Here is a 15,467-nt window from a genome sequence, read left to right as displayed (position 1 = left end):
AAAGCCGAGCCTCATGCCCAAGCTGAAACGGACCGACCAGGACGAGCGCGCCACCGATTTCGTCGAGGCGCTCGATCGCGGCCTGCGCCTGCTGCAGGTGTTCGGCACCGTGTCTGGCCCGGCAACGCTGAGCGATCTGGCGCGTGCCGCCGATCTGCCGCGCGCCACCGCGCGCCGCATCCTGTTCACGCTCGCGCATGGCGGCTTCGTTGCCACCGACGGCAAGCTGTTCACCTTGACGCCGCATGTGCTGACGCTGGCGGGCTCGTTCCTGCAATCCAACCAGGTGGTGACGGTGTTGCAGCCGGTGCTCGACCGCATCGCGACCGCAGCGCAGGAGATCGCCTCGCTGGCCTTGCTCGACGGCGACGACGTGGTGTTCGTGGCGCGCTCGAGCCCGACCCGGGTGTTCTCCGCCGGCCTCGACATCGGCTATCGGCTGCCGGCGTTCTGCACCTCGGTCGGCCGCGCGATGCTCGGCCGGCTCACCGATGCCGAGCTCGCGGCGCGGCTGAAGGCGATGCGCCGCGATCCGGTGACGTCGCAGACCGTCACCGATCCGAAGAAGCTGCTCGCCACCATCATCGCCGATCGCGCGCAGGGCTATTCACTGGTCGATCGCGAGGCCGAGCCGCATTTCCGCTCGATCTCGGTGCCGGTGCACCGCTACGACGGCACCATCGTCGCCGCGATCAACATGGGCGCGCATGTCGATCGTGTGCCGGCCAAGGAATTGATCGACCGCTTCCTGCCGTTGCTGCGCGAGGGCGCTGAGGATGTGAAGAGCCGGCTGCTGTAGGTCCATTGCGTTGGAGATCCCTCATGGTGAGGAGCGCGAAGCGCGTCTCGAACCATGAGGCCCGGCTAGTGGCCTCGTCCTTCGAGACGCTTGCTGCGCAAGCTCCTCAGGATGAGGGGATGAAGCGGTTGTGACGCGGTAGTGGTTGTCCGCTTACAGCGCCACGCTGCGCAGGCCGAACGAGCGCGCCTCGTTCTGCAGCACCGGCCGCACCGAATCGATCAGCCGCGCGGCGGCGGCGTCGACCGAAAGCCCGGCGGTGTCGACCACCGCGGATGCGCGGGCGTAGAGCGGCTCGCGGCTGACCAGGATGTTGCGCAATTCCGCCATCGCCGAGCGGTCGTCGGCCATCGGGCGCAGATCGCCCTGGCGGCGGACGCGGGCCATGTGCTCTTCCGGCTCGGCCTTCAGCCAGATCGTGTAGAACGACGACAGGATGAGGTCGAAGGTCAGCGCCTCGGAGACGATGCCGCCGCCGGTCGCCAGCACCATCAATTCCTTCCGCGCCAGCAGCTGCGTCAGCGCGGCCTGCTCCATGCGGCGAAAGCCTTCCTGGCCGTACAGCGCGATGATCTCGGCAACCGAGAGGCCGTTCTGCGCCTCGATCTCCTTGTTGAGCTCGACAAAGCTCCAGCCGATCTTCTTCGCCAGCATCCGCCCGAGCGTGGTCTTGCCGGCGCCGCGCAGGCCGATCAGCGCGATCCCGGAGAAGGAGGCGCGGCGTGGCGCCAGCGGGCTGCTGCCGGCCAGCATGTCCTTGGCCTGCGCGATCTGGTTCGGCGATGCCTTGCGGAGGAGGTCGCGGATCACGGCCCAGTCCGGCACGGGCTCGCTGGAGGGGATCAGGTCCTCGAGATGCGCGCCCATCGCGCCTGCGACACGGCGCAGCAGCACGATCGAGACATTGCCTTTGCCGCTTTCGAGCTGGGCGATGTAGCGTTCGGAAATGCCGGAAACCTTGGCGAGCACCTTGCGCGACATGCCGCGCAGGGCGCGCATGGTGCGCACGCGCTGGCCGAGCTGTTCGAGGAAGTCGGTTTCCGGGTCGTTGGCTGCGGTCATGATCCCTGTGCGACGCGCGGTCCTGACTGAATCAGACCGAGGTTCTAGGAAACATAGTGCCGACAAGGATTGACAGCAAGCCAACGTAGTGGCTTTGTATGAATTATAATTCTTAAATTCACAGGAGAGGGAAGCGTGGCACGTCCGGGTGCGAGGAGCGGAGCATGACTTACAACGCGGTCTCCTGGCTGCTCGACCGCAACGTCGATGAAGGCCGCGGCGACAAGGTCGTGTTCGACGATACGGTGTCGCGAATCACCTATGGCCAGTTGCAGCAGCAGACCCGCCGCGTCGGCAACATGCTGCGCCGGCTCGGCGTCCGCCGTGAGGAGCGGGTCGCCATGATCATGCTGGACACGGTCGATTTCCCGATCGTGTTTCTGGGCGCGATCCGCGCCGGCGTGGTGCCGGTGCCGCTCAACACGCTGCTGACCGCCGAGCAATACGCCTACATCCTCGGTGATTGCCGAGCCCGCGTGCTGTTCGTGTCGGAGGCGCTGCTGCCGGTCGTGAAGGACATCATCGCGCGGATGCCCGACCTCGAGCATGTCGTGGTCTCCGGCAAGGATGCGCACGGCCACAACAAGTTGTCCGACGAGATCGCGCGCGAGAGCGACGTGTTCGCCACCGCGCCGACCCATGCCGATGAGCCGGCATTCTGGCTCTATTCGTCGGGCTCGACCGGCATGCCGAAGGGCGTGCGCCATCTGCATTCCAATCTCGCGGCCACCGCGGAAACCTACGCCAAGCAGGTGCTCGGGATCCGCGAGGATGATGTCGGCCTCTCGGCGGCAAAGCTGTTCTTCGCCTACGGGCTCGGCAATGCGCTGACCTTCCCGATGTCGGTCGGCGCCTCGACGGTGCTAAATTTCGAGCGGCCGACGCCGGCGGTGATGTTCGCGCTGATGAACAAATATCATCCCAGCATCTTCTTCGGCGTGCCGACGCTGTTTGCGGCGATGCTCAACGACGAGGCGATGAAGGCGCAAGCCGCGGGCAATCGCCTGCGCGTCTGCACCTCGGCCGGCGAGGCACTGCCGGAATCGGTCGGCAATGCCTGGCGCGCGCGGTTCGGCGTCGACATCCTCGACGGCGTCGGCTCGACCGAGCTGTTGCACATCTTTCTGTCGAACGCGCCCGGCGACATCAAATACGGCTCGTCCGGCCGTCCGGTGCCCGGCTACAAGGTGCGGCTGGTCAACGAGCTTGGTGCCGACGTCGCGGACGGCGAGGTCGGCGAGCTGCTGGTCGATGCGCCCTCGGCCGGCGAGAGCTACTGGAATCAGCGCGCCAAGAGCCGCGCCACCTTCGAGGGCGCGTGGACCCGCACCGGCGACAAGTACACACGCGATGCCGACGGCCGTTACACCTTCTGCGGCCGCGCCGACGACATGTTCAAGGTCTCGGGCATCTGGGTCTCGCCGTTCGAGGTCGAGAGCGCGCTGATCACCCATCCTGCGGTGCTGGAAGCCGCCGTGGTGCCGGAAGCCGATCCGGAAGGCCTGCTGAAGCCGAAGGCCTATGTGGTGCTGCGGCCCGAAAGCTCGGCCGCCGGCCTGCACGAGGCGCTGAAGGAACACGTCAAGCAGAAGATCGGCCCGTGGAAATATCCGCGCTGGATCGATGTGGTCGACAATCTGCCGAAGACGGCGACCGGGAAGATCCAGCGATTCAAGTTGCGGGAACACGAGCACTAGCTCCTCGCGTCGTCCCGGCGAAGGCCGGGACCCATACGCCGCGGCCTTCGTTTCGAGAGACGCTGTTCAACGGCTTTGCGCAACAACTAACGCCTGTGGTTATGGATCCCGGCCTTCGCCGGGACGACGATGAGGAAGGTTCCAGCATGCAAAACCTAACACCCTCACGCTTCCTCAGCATCGACGGCGCCGAGCTCGAATACCGCATGATCGGTCCCTCGCCGGACGCGGCGCCGACCATCGTGATGCTGCACGAAGGCCTCGGCTCGGTCGGGCTGTGGGGCGACTTCCCCGAGAAGCTGCAGGCGGCGACCGGCGCCGGCGTGTTCGCCTATTCGCGCGCAGGATATGGCGCATCAACGCCGGCGAAGCTGCCGCGTCCGGTCGACTACATGCATCGCGAGGCGCTCGACGTGCTGCCGAAGCTGCTCGATCGGATCGGCTTCCGCCGCGGCTTGCTGCTCGGCCATTCCGACGGCGCGTCGATTGCGGCGATCTATGCCGGCGCGCATCAGGATCATCGCCTGCACGGCCTTGCGCTGCTCGCGCCGCACTTCATCGTCGAGGACATTTCGGTGACGTCGATCGCCGAGATCAAGACGGCGTATGAGACCACCAATCTGAAGGAGAAGCTGGCGCGCTGGCACAAGGACGTCGACAACGCCTTTTATGGCTGGAACGGTGCCTGGCTCGATCCGGCATTCCGCGACTGGGATATCTCCGACTATCTCGCCTATATCCGCGTGCCGGTGCTGATCGTGCAGGGCGCGGCCGACCAGTACGGCACGATGCGCCAGGTCGAGATCGCCCAGGAGGAGTGCTACTGCCCGGTCGACGTCGTGGCCATCGCTGGCGCCGGCCACTCGCCGCATCGCGAGGCGCCCGCAGTGACGCTCGAGGCGGTCACCGAATTCGCCGGCGCGGCGCTGCGCGACGACCCGGCACTGGCCGCCTGACCTTTGGTGCCGATGCCAGGTCATTGGCCGAGCGAGTGAATTTTGCGAACATGAAAAAAAATGCATGTTTTTGCGTTTTAAACTAGACCGGATCCAAAACATGCATTATTGTGCATGAAGACCTCGACGACGAACCTTCAAACGAACAACGGCAAGACAACAGATAAGGGTGGCCCATGGCTGGTGACGATCGCGTCCTTGCAGGCGGGGCGAAGTACATCGACTTCCAGACCGACCCGTCGCGCTACCGGCACTGGAAGCTCGACGTCGCCGGCGACGTCGCGACGCTGACCATGGACGTCGACGAGAACGCCGGCCTGTTCGAGGGCTACCAGCTCAAGCTGAATTCCTACGATCTCGGCGTCGACATCGAGCTTGCGGACGCCGTGCAGCGGCTGCGCTTCGAGCATCCCGAGGTGAAGGTCGTGGTGATGCGCTCGGGCAAGAACCGCGTGTTCTGCGCCGGCGCCAACATCCGCATGCTGGCGGGCTCGACCCACGCCCACAAGGTCAACTTCTGCAAATTCACCAACGAGACCCGCAACGGCCTCGAAGACTCCAGCGAGAATTCCGGTCAGAGCTTCATCACTGTCGTCAACGGCACCGCGGCCGGCGGCGGCTATGAGCTCGCGCTCGCCACCGACCACATCATGATGGCCGACGACGGCGCTGCCGCCGTCGCACTGCCGGAAGTGCCGCTGCTCGCGGTGCTGCCGGGCACCGGCGGGCTCACGCGCGTCGTCGACAAGCGCAAGGTGCGCCGCGACCACGCCGATTTCTTCTGTACCATCGAGGAAGGCATCAAGGGCAAGCGCGCCGTCTCCTGGCGCCTGGTCGACGAGATTGCGCCGAACTCCAAGCTTGAGGGCAAGCTGGCCGAGCGCGTCAAGGAATTCGCCGCGAGGTCGAAGCGCAACGGCACCGGCAAAGGCATTGCGCTGGCGCCGCTGACGCGGACCATCGACGACAGCGCGATCCGCTACGGCTTCGTCAGCGTCGACATCGATCGCGCAGCGCGCATCGCCACCATCTCGATCAAGGCGCCGGAGACCGCAGCGCCCGCCGGCATCGACGGCATGATCGCGCAGGGCGCTGCGTTCTGGCCGCTGCAGGTCGCGCGTGAACTTGATGATGCGATCCTGCATCTGCGCATCAACGAGCTCGAGATCGCGATGCTGGTGTTCAAGAGCCATGGCGACCGCGCCAATGTCGTGTCCTATGACGCGTTCCTGGAGGCCAACAAGGCGCACTGGCTGGTCAACGAGATCAGGCATTACTGGAAGCGCGTGCTCAAGCGCATCGACGTCACCTCGCGCACGCTGGTGACGCTGGTCGAGCCCGGCTCCTGCTTCGTCGGCACGCTGGCCGAGCTCGTGTTCGCCGCCGACCGCTCCTACATGCTGATCGGCCAGAAGCAGGGCGACAACCGTCCGCCACCGGCGATCGAGCTGACGGCGATGAATTTCGGGCCCTATCCGATGAGCCACGGCCTGACCCGGCTGCAATCGCGCTTCCAGGCCGACCCGTCGGATATCGAGCGCGCGCAAGGCGCGATCGGCAAGGCGCTCGACGCAGAGGAGGCCGAGGAGCTCGGCCTCGTCACCTTCGCGCTCGACGACATCGACTGGGACGACGAGGTCCGTGTGTTCTTCGAGGAGCGCACCTCGTTCTCGCCCGACGGCCTCACCGGCATGGAAGCCAATCTGCGCTTCGTCGGTCCCGAGACCATGGAATCGAAGATCTTCTCCCGCCTCACCGCGTGGCAGAACTGGATCTTCCAGCGGCCGAACGCGGTCGGTGAGGACGGCGCACTGCGCCGCTACGGCACCGGCCAGAAGGCGCAATTCGACATGACGAGGGTTTAGAGCAAACACCGCCGTCATCCCCGCGCAATGGCTTCGCCATTGTCGCTGGAGGTGCGAGCGCGAGCGCGCTCCTCAGGATGACGGCGGAGCAAGATGCGAGCCAGGATGAAAAGGAGGCTGCCATGAACATGAACATCATGAACGTCGATTACTCGACCAAGATTCCGAACAACGTGAATCTCGCCGAGGACCGCCAGGTGCTCAAGGCGCTGGAGGGCTGGCACCCCGGCTACATGGACTGGTGGAGCGACATGGGCCCCGAGGGCTTCCAGGAGTCGCTGGTCTATCTGCGCACCGCCTATTCGGTCGATCCGCGCGGCTGGGCCAAGTTCGATTACGTGCGGATGCCCGAATATCGCTGGGGCATTCTCCTTGCGCCGCAGGAAGAGAACCGCGTCATCCCGTTCGGCGAAGACTACGGCAAGCCGGCCTGGCAGGAAGTCCCCGGCGAGCACCGCGCGATGCTGCGCCGCCTGATCGTGATCCAGGGCGACACGGAGCCGGCCTCGGTCGAGCAGCAGCGCCACCTCGGCAAGACCGCGCCGTCGCTCTACGACATGCGCAATCTGTTCCAGGTCAATGTCGAGGAAGGCCGCCATCTCTGGGCGATGGTTTATCTGCTGCAGAAGTATTTCGGCCGCGACGGCCGCGAGGAGGCGGATGATTTGTTGCGCCGCCGCTCGGGCGACGCGGACAGCCCGCGCATGTTGGGGGCCTTCAACGAGGCGACGCCGGACTGGCTGTCGTTCTTCATGTTCACCTACTTCACCGACCGTGACGGCAAGATGCAGCTGCATTCGCTGGCGCAGTCGGGCTTCGATCCGCTGTCGCGCACCTGCCGCTTCATGCTGACCGAGGAAGCCCACCACATGTTCGTCGGCGAGACCGGCATCACCCGCGTCGTGCAGCGCACCTGCGATGCGATGAAGGAAGCCGGCATCACCGATCCGAACGACATTGCCAAGGTCCGCGCGCTTGGCGTGATCGACCTGCCGACCATCCAGAAGAAGCTGAACCTGCACTATTCGCTGTCGCTCGACCTGTTCGGCTCGGAAGTGTCGACCAACGCGGCCAATGCCTTCAACGCCGGCATCAAGGGCCGCTACAAGGAGACCACGATCGACGACGACCACCAGCTCAAGAGCTCGACCTATCCGGTCATGAAGATGGTGGACGGCCAGATCAAGATGGTCGACGAGCCGGCGCTGACCGCGCTCAACATGCGGCTGCGCGACGACTACACGCAGGATTGCGTCAAGGGCATGCTGCGCTGGAACAAGGTGATCTCGACCGCGGGCATCGACTACAAGCTGGCGGTGCCGAACACCGCCTTCCACCGCCAGATCGGCGAGTTCAAGGACGTCCATGCGACGCCCGATGGCCTCTTGATCGACGACGCCACCTGGGCCAAGCGCAAGAACGACTGGCTGCCGTCGACCGCGGACGGCGACTTCATCGCCTCGCTGATGAAGCCGGTGACCGAACCCGGCCAGTTCGCCTCCTGGATCTCGCCGCCCAAGGTCGGCATCGACAACAAGCCCGGCGACTTCGAATATGTGAGGATCGAGAGCTGATCGTCAGCTAGCAGTTCCTCTCCTCCCGGAGGGGCCGAAAAGGGGTAAGCCGAGAAGGTCCTGGCTTGCCCCTTTTCTTTTTGAGAGTTCGCTAGCGCGGGATGACGCGACTTCGAACCGCGCAACGGACCCCGCTTTACCTCGCCCCGCGTGCGGGAGAGGTCGGAACGCATCGCTAGATGTGTTCCGGGCGAGGGGGAGCTTCAGCGAGTTCAATTGCCGCCGAGTTGTGTGGAGACAGCCCCTCACCCCAGCCCTCTCCCCGCAAGAGCGGGGCGAGGGGGGCGCTTCCGTCGCGCTTACCCCGCGATCTCCAGCCCCGCGGTCGCGTAGACCACGCCGCCATCGACCGCGATGGTAGTGCCCACCACATAGTCGCCGGCGCGCGAGGCGAGGTAGATCGCGGTGCCCGCCATGTCCTCGTCGCTGCCGACGCGCTTCGCCGGCACGCGCTTGGCGACTTCGTCGGCGTGGTCGCGCGCGGCGCGGTTCATGTCCGACTTGAAGGCGCCGGGCGCGATCGCGGTGACGTTGATGTTGTCCTTGATCAGGCGGGTCGCCATGCGGCGCGTCAGATGGATCACCGCGGCCTTGCTGGCGGCATAGGAATAGGTCTCCATCGGGTTGACGAAAATGCCGTCGATCGAGGCGATGTTGATCACCTTGCCCGGCTTGTCGTGCGTCGCCGCCGCGCGCAGCGGCTTGGCCAGCGCCTTGGTCAGGAAGAAGATCGACTTGACGTTGAGGTCCATCACCTTGTCCCAGCCGCTCTCCGGAAATTCGTCGAAATCCGCGCCCCAGGCCGCGCCGGCATTGTTGACGAGAATGTCGAGCTTCGGCTCGCGCTTGATGATTTCGCCCGCGAGCTTCTCGCAGCCCTCGACGGTCGAGATGTCGATCGGCAGCGCGATGCATTCGCCGTCATAGGCGGCGGACAGCTCCTGCGCGGTCGCCTCGCAGGGACCTGCCTTGCGCGCGGTGATATAGACCCTGGCGGCACCCTGCGCGAGGAAGCCGGCCGCGATCATCTTGCCGATGCCGCGCGATCCTCCGGTCACCAATGCGACGCGGCCCTTCAGCGAGAACAGATCCTTGAACATGCGCTCCTCCATTGCGTTGCCAGTGGTTCTGGGCGCGGCCGGGGATCGAGTCAAGGAGAGGGAAGCTGCCCGTAGCCCGGATGCAGCGGGGCGAAATCCGGGAAAATGCTATCCGCGGACACGATTGCCCCGGATTGCGCTTCGCTGCATCCGGGCTACGGAAGGCGGATCACGCCGCGTCGATGCGGCGAAAGCCGTTCCATACGGCGGTGGCGGCGCCTGATGTCAGCACCGGCAGCAGGCGCGCGTCCTGGTAATTGCCGTTCAGCGAGACCCGCTGCAAGGCGGTCAGATGGTCGGCGCTTTCGGGAAACAGCATGCCCGGCCGCGTCGTCACCGCGGTCCGAAAGCCGATCGACCGGGCGAGGGCGAATTCACGCTGCCCGGCGGCGATCCGGTCACCATAGGGATAGGCGAGATGCAGCGCCGGCCGCTGCAGCGCATCCTCGATCCGCGCCCGGCTGGTCGCGAGCTCGAACGATGCGATCGTCTCGCTCTGCTTGGCGAGATTGCAATGGGTGATGGTGTGCGCGCCGATCGTGACCAGCGGATCGCCGGCAAAGCCGCGCAACTCGTCCCAGGACATGCAGAGCTCGCGCGCGATGCCGGTCTCGTCGACGCCGTGACGGGCGCACAGCGCGGAGATCTCGGCCTGCATCTCCTGCTCGCCGGGCAGTGAACGCAGCCAGTCGTGCATGCGGCCGAAAGCAGTACGCTTGGCCTGCGGTGTCGCGGTGTCGATCCCCGTCATGGCGCCGTCGATCGGCACCTCGATCGTGGACGCGGCCGCGATCACCCGCTCCAGCGCGATCCACCACAATCTGCCGCAGCCCTCGGCGAAATCGCTCGCGACATAGACCGTGAACGGGGCGCCGAACTCGCGCATCACAGGCAGTGCGAAGTCGCGGTTGTCGCGATAGCCGTCGTCGAAGGTAAAGCAGGCGAAGCGGCGCGCGAAATTCCGTTCGCTGAGACGGCGATGCGCCTCGTCGATGCTGATCACGTCGACGTCGAGCGCGCGCAGATGCGTCAGCATCGCGCGCAGGAAGTCCGGCGTGACCTCGAGATGATGGTTCGGCTGGAACGCATCGCCGCGCCGCGGGCGGACGTGATGCAGCATGAAGATGGCACCGACGCCGGCGAAGATCGGCCGCAGCAGGATATGCGCACCCGAGAAATACAACGCCTCCATGCCGGCACGGATCACGGTGTTGCGGAGTTGTTTCATGAGGGCGCTGGCCGGCCGATTTGCATTCCGCGGCAAACTTAGCGAAAGACCACTGAAGAAACTGTTATCCCGGTCCGACATGGCGCCCCCGCCATGGCGCGTCATTTGGGGTTTGACAGTCAGCCAAGGGTTTGTTTTCTCTCTGGTTCCCGACCCCGCAGGACGCTGAATGCACGGACTTTTCAAGTGGAGTAGCAAGTGGTGGCCGGGGGTGATTCCACTGGTCGTGTTTTGGGGTATTGCGGCCTGGACGAGCACCGCAACGGTCGAAGCGGACCTTGCCGCGCGCTCGAATGCCGCACTGAAGGACACCGTTCTCGACAAGCGCCGCATCAGCGTCGACGGCCGCGATGTGACGTTCGCGGCCAACGCCTTCTCCGAGGACGGCCGTCTCAGCGCGGTGGCGTCGGTCGAAGCCGTGCCTGGCGTGCGGCTGGTCAACGACGAGACCCGCCTTGTTCCCGAAGCCAAGCCCTTTGTCTGGTCCGCCGAACGCGACGTGGTGCGGGTCACGCTTGGCGGAAATGCGCCGCTGCCGTCGAGTAAAGGCAAATTGACCGAGGCCGCGAAGGCCAGCCTCGGCGGTGTCGAGGTGGTGGATCAGATGGTGCTCGCCCGCGGCGCGCCGTCGCGGTTCGACGCGGCGGCGCTGCTGTTGCTCGACCAGATCGGCAAGCTGAAGGAAGGCAAGATCACGCTGACCGACAACAAGGTTGCCCTCGTCGGCATGGCGCGCGAGCTCGGCGGACGCGAAGCGGTCGCTGCGGCGCTGAAGAACCTGCCGGAAGGCTATTCGATCGCCGCCAACGACATCAAGGCGCCGCCTTACGTGTTCCAGGCCTACAAGGACCCGGTCGCGGTGACGCTGACGCTGACCGGCTACGTCCCCGACAACAACGTGCATGCCGCGCTGGTCGCGGCCGCCGGCCGCAAGTTCTTCAGCGAGAAGGTGGTCGACAATCTCAAGGCCAGCATCGGCGCGCCGTCGGGTTTCGCCGCCGCGGTGGTGCCGGCGCTCGGCGCACTGTCGCGGCTGTCGACCGGAACGCTGGTGGTATCGGACCGCGAGGTGAAGCTGTCGGGCGATGCGCTCTACGATGCCGCCGCCGGCCAGATCCGCGACGGGCTCGGCAAGGATTTTCCGCAGGGCTGGCAGTACAAGGCCGAGGTCACGGTCAAGCCGGCGGCGGCCCCGGTCGATCCCACGGTGTGCCAGCAGCTGTTTTCCGAAATCCTCTCAAAGGGCAAGATCCGCTTCGAGTCGGGGAAGGCCGACATCGTGCCGGATTCCGCCGGCCTGCTCGACCGCCTGATCGAGACCGCGCTGCGCTGTCCCAATGCGACGATCGAGATCGCCGGCCATACCGACAGCGACGGCGAGGAGGCCGCCAACCAGGCGCTGTCGGAGCGGCGCGCGCAGGCCGTGGTGGACTACCTCGTGCGCGCCGGTCTGCCTGCCAGCCGCTTCACGCCGATCGGCTATGGCAGTGCGCAGCCGCTGGCCGGCAACGAGAGTGAAGACGGCAAGGCGCAGAACCGCCGCATCGAATTCGTGGTGAAGTAGCGATGACCGTGCTCGCGACATTCTTCTGGGGTTGGCTGCTCGGCGCGGCGCTGCTCGGCTTCTGCATGGGCTGGATCGCGGTGGTGCATCGGGCGCAGGGCGTCTCGAAGGTCTGGATGCGCTGGCTGGCGCTGCTCGCCGCCGCGCTGGTGGCGACGTCGTTCGCGCGGATCGTGCCCGGCCGGTTCGGCTACTGGCTCGATCTCTTCCTGGTCATGTTCGCGCTCTATCTCGTCGGCTGCGCGATCGGCTCCTGGCTGCGCGACTGGGTGGTTTCGCGCAGCAAGCCCGCGAGCTGACCGCAACCTCTTGATCCGGCAGGCCTGAGCGGCGTCGCCAAGCGCAGGGCGAGCCGTGTTCATTTTAGCGCTTGACGTTAATACGTACGTACGTATTAAATCTAGCCCATGCCAAAACCCTCTCTCCGCGATGCCATCCTCGACGCCGGCCTGAAGGAAATGTTCCGGACCGGCTATCACGGCACCAGCGTGCGTGACGTCACCGCCGCCGCCGGCGCGCCGCAGGGCTCCTTCACCAACCATTTCCGCTCGAAGGAGCTGTTCGCGTCCGAGGTGCTGGACCGCTACTTCCTTTATGTCCGCGGCCTCGTCGCCGAAGCGCTGGGCGACACGACGCTGACGCCGCGCGAAAGGCTGAGAAGCTATCTCGATCTGATCACCGGCAAGCTCGCGCATGACGGCTTCACACGAGGCTGCCTGATCGGCGATTTCAGCCTCGAGGCGTCGGGCTCGAGCGAGATGCTGCGCGAGCAGCTCGACGACATCTTCCGGGAATGGCGCGCGCCGTTTGCGGCGTGCATCGCGGAGGCTCAGGCCACCGGCGAGATCGCCGCCGACTTCGATCCCGATCAGCTGGCCGATTTCCTGCTCGCATCCTGGCAGGGCGCGATGCTGCGCATGAAGGTCGAACGCAGCGAGGCTGCGCTGACACGCTTCAAGACGATCGCATTCCAAACCGTGTTCAAGGAGTTGCCATGACCATATCCGCCGATATCAGCCTGCATCATCGCGCCGTGCTCGGGTCTACGATGGCCTACTGCGAGACCGGCCGCGGCGACGCGCCGCACGTGCTGTTCCTGCACGGCAATCCGACGTCGTCCTACATCTGGCGCAATATCATGCCGCTGGTCGCCCCTGTCGGGCACTGCATCGCGCCCGACCTGATCGGCTACGGCCAGTCCGGCAAGCCCGACATCGGCTATCGCTTCTTCGACCAGGCGGACTATCTCGACGCGCTGATCGACGAACTCGGCATCGCCTCGGCCTATCTCGTCGCCCAGGACTGGGGCACGGCGCTTGCCTTTCACCTCGCGGCACGCCGTCCGCAACTGGTGCGCGGGCTCGCCTTCATGGAGTTCATCCGCCCGATGCGCGATTGGTCGGACTTCCACCAGCACGACGCCGCGCGGGAGACGTTCCGGAAATTCCGTACGCCGGGCGTGGGCGAGGCGATGGTCCTCGACAACAATGCGTTCGTCGAACGCGTGCTGCCCGGCTCGATCCTGCGCACGCTCAGCGAGGAGGAGATGGCCGCCTACCGCGCGCCGTTTGCGACGCGCGAGAGCCGCAAGCCGACCTTGATGCTGCCGCGCGAACTGCCGATCGCCGGCGAGCCGGCCGATGTCGCGCAGGCGCTCACGGTGGCGCATGCGGCGCTCGCGGCATCGACCTATCCGAAGCTGCTGTTCGTGGGCACGCCCGGGGCGCTGGTGTCACCGACCTTTGCTGCCGAATTCGCCAAGACGCTCAGGCATTGCGCAGTCATTCAACTCGGCGCCGGCGCGCACTATCTGCAGGAGGATCATCCGGAGACGATCGGCCGTTCTGTGGCCGGCTGGATCGCCGGCGTCGAGGCCGCCTCCGCGCAGCGCCATGCCGCATGAGAGCACGGAGGGCGTGACATGAGGAATGTCTCGATCACCTTTTGCCGGCCGTGCGGCTATGAGAAGCGTGCGAAAGAGGCCGCGGCGCTGTTGCGCGAGCGCCTTGGCGTCGATGCGACGCTGATCCCCGGCAAGGGCGGCATCTTCGAGGTCAAGCTTGGCGACGAGGTGGTCGCCAGGCGCGCCAAGGGACATTTTCCCGATGCCGCCGAGATCGTCGCCGCGGTCACGGCCGCGCGGGATCGATGATCAGCGAAGCGCGTGTCGGCCGGGTAGCGGAAGATCATTCTCTATTCGGCCGGGCCGGTGCTTCACCGTAGTTTTCCGGATGGCCTTGCGAGCCGTTCGGCGGGCTAACTGCCGCACGCGCATGTCAAGTCTTGTCGAAGGCGGCGGGAAACGCGCATATTTGTGCACCCGCTGTCATGAATCATCCCTAATATCTTGAAGATGCGCGTTTTATTGTCTTTTGACGAATTCCACTCCGGTTTAAAACGCGCTACACGGGCCAGGGCACAGCGAAGCGCCGGCGGAGTTCGCCCGGGAGCCGTCGTCGCGGGATCGCAATTCGAGGTCTAGATGCTGGAAGCAATACGCAGGGCGATGGCGTTTCTGCGCCAGAAGCAAATCCTGCATCGGCTGGGTGTTGTCATCAGCATCGCCGTCATCGGCATCGCCTGCTACGTCCTGTATCACATGCTGCGCGGCATCGACACCAACGAGGTGCTCGAGGCCATCAAGAGCACCGAGCCGCGGCAGATTGCCTTGGCTGGACTGTTCGTCGCGGCGGGCTACTTCACGTTGACCTTCTACGATCTGTTCGCGGTGCGCGCGATCGGCCACGCCCATGTACCTTACCGCATCAACGCGCTCGCGGCCTTCACCTCCTACTCGATCGGCCACAATGTCGGCGCCAGCGTCTTCACCGGCGGCGCGGTGCGCTACCGGATCTATTCGGCGTGGGGGTTGAACGCGATCGACGTCGCCAAGATCTGCTTTCTCGCCGGGCTCACCTTCTGGCTCGGCAATGCCGCCGTGCTCGGGCTCGGCATCGCCTACCACCCGGAGGCCGCCGCCAACATCGACCAGCTGCCGCCCTGGCTCAACCGGGCGCTGGCATTCGCGATCATCACCGCGCTGGTCGCCTATGTGGTCTGGGTCTGGACCCAGCCGCGGGTGGTCGGCCGCGGCCCCTGGACGGTGACCCTGCCGGGCGGCCCGCTGACGCTGCTGCAGATCGCGATCGGCATCCTCGACCTCGGCTTCTGCGCGCTGGCGATGTACGTGCTGGTGCCGGACGAGCCAAATCTCGGCTTCGTCGTGGTCGCGGTCATCTTCGTGTCGGCGACCCTGCTCGGCTTCGCCAGCCACTCCCCCGGCGGCCTCGGGGTGTTCGACGCCGCCATGCTGGTCGGCCTCTGGCAGATGGACCGCGAGGACCTGCTCGGCGGTATGCTGCTGTTCCGGCTGCTCTACTATATTGCGCCGTTCGTCATATCTGTAATCTTGCTGACGTTTCGGGAGGTTATCGTCGGCGCCCGACTCAAACGGCTGCCGCAGGCTGATTCGGGTCCCCGCGCCGAGCCGCACCATGAGGCGGTTCTGGTTCGCAAGCGCGGTGACTCCGGGGTCTGATGAAGCGGCCCGATGCCTCCCGAGGGAAGGTCGATGTGACCGCACCTGGGCGAGACATGAACCGACGGGATGAAAGCCGCCGCG

General features: G+C 65.6%; 14 protein-coding genes. 11 read left to right on the top strand and 3 right to left on the bottom strand.

Features of this window, described 5'->3' with window-relative positions; translation table 11 throughout:
- Positions 1-13: 13 nt before the first annotated feature.
- Positions 14-799 carry an IclR family transcriptional regulator domain-containing protein gene (locus JEY66_RS39355; protein WP_016841103.1) on the top strand — a complete coding sequence of 262 codons (786 nt, stop codon included), beginning with the start codon at positions 14-16 and terminating at the stop codon, positions 797-799.
- Between the two features lie 153 nt (positions 800-952).
- Here JEY66_RS39355 and JEY66_RS39350 read toward each other — a convergent pair whose 3' ends face one another.
- Positions 953-1,927: a helix-turn-helix transcriptional regulator gene (locus JEY66_RS39350; protein ID WP_259171272.1), complete on the bottom strand. Its 975-nt coding sequence runs from the start codon at positions 1,925-1,927 to the stop codon at positions 953-955.
- A gap of 98 nt (positions 1,928-2,025) precedes the next feature.
- On the opposite strand from JEY66_RS39350, the gene JEY66_RS39345 reads away from it, so the two are divergent.
- The 4 genes from JEY66_RS39345 to boxB all read left to right on the top strand — a co-directional run bounded on the left by JEY66_RS39345 (position 2,026) and on the right by boxB (position 7,953).
- Positions 2,026-3,558, top strand: coding sequence for a benzoate-CoA ligase family protein (locus JEY66_RS39345; protein ID WP_018269580.1), 1,533 nt, complete (start codon positions 2,026-2,028; stop codon positions 3,556-3,558).
- A 146-nt stretch (positions 3,559-3,704) separates the two neighbouring features.
- Complete coding sequence (locus JEY66_RS39340; protein ID WP_016844050.1) at positions 3,705-4,514, top strand: alpha/beta fold hydrolase; 810 nt, start codon at positions 3,705-3,707, stop codon at positions 4,512-4,514.
- 176 nt (positions 4,515-4,690) lie between these two features.
- Positions 4,691-6,379, top strand: coding sequence for a 2,3-epoxybenzoyl-CoA dihydrolase (gene boxC, locus JEY66_RS39335; protein WP_016844051.1), 1,689 nt, complete (start codon positions 4,691-4,693; stop codon positions 6,377-6,379).
- A 122-nt stretch (positions 6,380-6,501) separates the two neighbouring features.
- A complete protein-coding gene (boxB, locus tag JEY66_RS39330) occupies positions 6,502-7,953 on the top strand; it encodes a benzoyl-CoA 2,3-epoxidase subunit BoxB (protein WP_026192160.1) in 1,452 nt (483 codons plus the stop codon).
- 299 nt (positions 7,954-8,252) lie between these two features.
- Here the strand turns inward: boxB and JEY66_RS39325 are convergent, their stop codons facing one another.
- Together JEY66_RS39325 and JEY66_RS39320 are read right to left on the bottom strand one after the other, a co-directional pair.
- Positions 8,253-9,053 (bottom strand): SDR family NAD(P)-dependent oxidoreductase, encoded by an 801-nt coding sequence (locus tag JEY66_RS39325; RefSeq protein ID WP_026192161.1) that lies wholly within the window; start codon positions 9,051-9,053, stop codon positions 8,253-8,255.
- A 169-nt stretch (positions 9,054-9,222) separates the two neighbouring features.
- Positions 9,223-10,281 carry a polysaccharide deacetylase family protein gene (locus tag JEY66_RS39320; protein ID WP_016844054.1) on the bottom strand — a complete coding sequence of 353 codons (1,059 nt, stop codon included), beginning with the start codon at positions 10,279-10,281 and terminating at the stop codon, positions 9,223-9,225.
- A 169-nt stretch (positions 10,282-10,450) separates the two neighbouring features.
- On the opposite strand from JEY66_RS39320, the gene JEY66_RS39315 reads away from it, so the two are divergent.
- The 6 genes from JEY66_RS39315 to JEY66_RS39290 all read left to right on the top strand — a co-directional run bounded on the left by JEY66_RS39315 (position 10,451) and on the right by JEY66_RS39290 (position 15,383).
- Positions 10,451-11,845, top strand: a complete 1,395-nt coding sequence (locus tag JEY66_RS39315; RefSeq protein WP_026192162.1) for an OmpA family protein — start codon at positions 10,451-10,453, stop codon at positions 11,843-11,845.
- Between the two features lie 2 nt (positions 11,846-11,847).
- Positions 11,848-12,144 carry a hypothetical protein gene (locus JEY66_RS39310; RefSeq protein WP_016844056.1) on the top strand — a complete coding sequence of 99 codons (297 nt, stop codon included), beginning with the start codon at positions 11,848-11,850 and terminating at the stop codon, positions 12,142-12,144.
- A gap of 108 nt (positions 12,145-12,252) precedes the next feature.
- A complete protein-coding gene (locus JEY66_RS39305; RefSeq protein ID WP_016844057.1) occupies positions 12,253-12,843 on the top strand; it encodes a TetR/AcrR family transcriptional regulator in 591 nt (196 codons plus the stop codon).
- The gene (locus JEY66_RS39300; protein WP_016844058.1) at positions 12,840-13,748 is read left to right on the top strand and encodes a haloalkane dehalogenase; all 909 of its coding nucleotides are present in this window, start codon (positions 12,840-12,842) and stop codon (positions 13,746-13,748) included. The genes JEY66_RS39305 and JEY66_RS39300 overlap by 4 nt, the downstream gene beginning before the upstream one ends.
- An 18-nt stretch (positions 13,749-13,766) precedes the next feature.
- A complete protein-coding gene (locus JEY66_RS39295; protein ID WP_016844059.1) occupies positions 13,767-13,997 on the top strand; it encodes a SelT/SelW/SelH family protein in 231 nt (76 codons plus the stop codon).
- Positions 13,998-14,327: 330 nt separating this feature from the next.
- The gene (locus JEY66_RS39290; RefSeq protein ID WP_026192163.1) at positions 14,328-15,383 is read left to right on the top strand and encodes a putative bifunctional lysylphosphatidylglycerol flippase/synthetase; all 1,056 of its coding nucleotides are present in this window, start codon (positions 14,328-14,330) and stop codon (positions 15,381-15,383) included.
- Positions 15,384-15,467: the final 84 nt, after the last annotated feature.

Source organism: Bradyrhizobium elkanii USDA 76 (assembly GCF_023278185.1).
Lineage (GTDB): Bacteria > Pseudomonadota > Alphaproteobacteria > Rhizobiales > Xanthobacteraceae > Bradyrhizobium > Bradyrhizobium elkanii.
This window is presented reverse-complemented; position numbering and strand designations above follow the sequence as displayed.